The 1,048-nt window shown below is 73.9% G+C and carries 3 protein-coding genes; all 3 read right to left on the reverse strand.

Features of this window, described 5'->3' with window-relative positions; all coding sequences use genetic code 11:
• The coding region (locus IF29_RS48380) for a cation:proton antiporter domain-containing protein (RefSeq protein WP_232242938.1) at window positions 1-408 on the reverse strand (408 nt) is incomplete at its 3' end.
• An 11-nt stretch (window positions 409-419) separates the two neighbouring features.
• Complete coding sequence (locus IF29_RS48730) at window positions 420-626, reverse strand: cation:proton antiporter domain-containing protein (protein ID WP_269665124.1); 207 nt, start codon at window positions 624-626, stop codon at window positions 420-422.
• A complete protein-coding gene (locus tag IF29_RS48735; protein WP_051726709.1) occupies window positions 614-934 on the reverse strand; it encodes a cation:proton antiporter domain-containing protein in 321 nt (106 codons plus the stop codon). The genes IF29_RS48730 and IF29_RS48735 overlap by 13 nt, the downstream gene beginning before the upstream one ends.
• Between the last annotated feature and the right edge of the window lie 114 nt (window positions 935-1,048).

Here is a 1,048-nt window from a genome sequence, read left to right on the forward strand (position 1 = left end):
GTCCTGGGCCAGGCTGTGGCGCAGCCGCGCGTCCAGTGCCAGGCGCACGCGATCCAGCGCGGCTTCCGGGGCCGCGCCGAGGTCGGCGAGCTGGTCCAGGTAGTCCAGGCCGGCGCGGGCGATCTGTTGGCGTGCGTGCTCCTGTTCGCGGGCGGTGTCCTGCGGCTCCAGGGCCAGTCCGGAGCGGTTGACGAGCGGTGCCAGGCTCAGTCCCTGGACGACCAGGGTGAACACCACCACTGCGGTGGTCAGCACCAGCACCAGCGCACGCCCCGGCAGGGCGGTGCCGTCGTCGTCCAGCAGCGGGATGGACAGGGCGGCGGCCAGGGGCATCACTCCGCGGGTGCCGGCCCAGGTCACCACGGCGGCCACCCGCCAGGAGGCGGCCCCCTCCACCGGCTTGACCACCCTGGACCTGTCTAGTACACCGCCTGCAACTGCAGCCGGATCCGCGCGTCCGTCAGCCGGTAGCCCGAGCGACCCAGCACCACCCCGGCGACCACCACGGCGGTCACCCCCGAGGTGTGCGCGCCCTCCGCCAGGACGTAGGCGGCGTAGGGGGTGACCAGGGCGATCACGGTCTCCAGCACCGGGTCGGTGGTCCGGGCCCGGATCAACGCCACCACACCGGCCACGGCGAGGTCGCGTCGTTGAACAGGCTCTCGGCCTGCACCATGGTCTGCACCCGCCCCGGCAGCGCGAGCCTGCGCCCCAGCGCGGTGACCGCGACCGGGTCGGTGCTGGCCAGCACCGCGCCCAGCACCAGCGCCATCGGCGCGGTCAGCGGCGTCAGCGCCACCGCCAGGAACCCGACCGCGGCGGCCGACGCCAGCACGAGGCCCAGGGCCAGGACCGTGACCGGCCGCCACACGATCTTCAGGTCGCGCAGCGACATCTCCTCCGCCGAGGCGTACAGCAGCGGCGGCAGCACCACCAGCGCGATGGTCTGCGGGGCGCACCGGTCGCCACCAGCGTGGCCAGGACCACAAGAACAAGAACGGTGCCGACAGCGCGCATTTCGGGATCCCCGGATCGTCACCGGGGTCCC

This window comes from Streptacidiphilus jeojiense (genome assembly GCF_000719095.1).
Classification (GTDB): domain Bacteria; phylum Actinomycetota; class Actinomycetes; order Streptomycetales; family Streptomycetaceae; genus Streptacidiphilus; species Streptacidiphilus jeojiensis.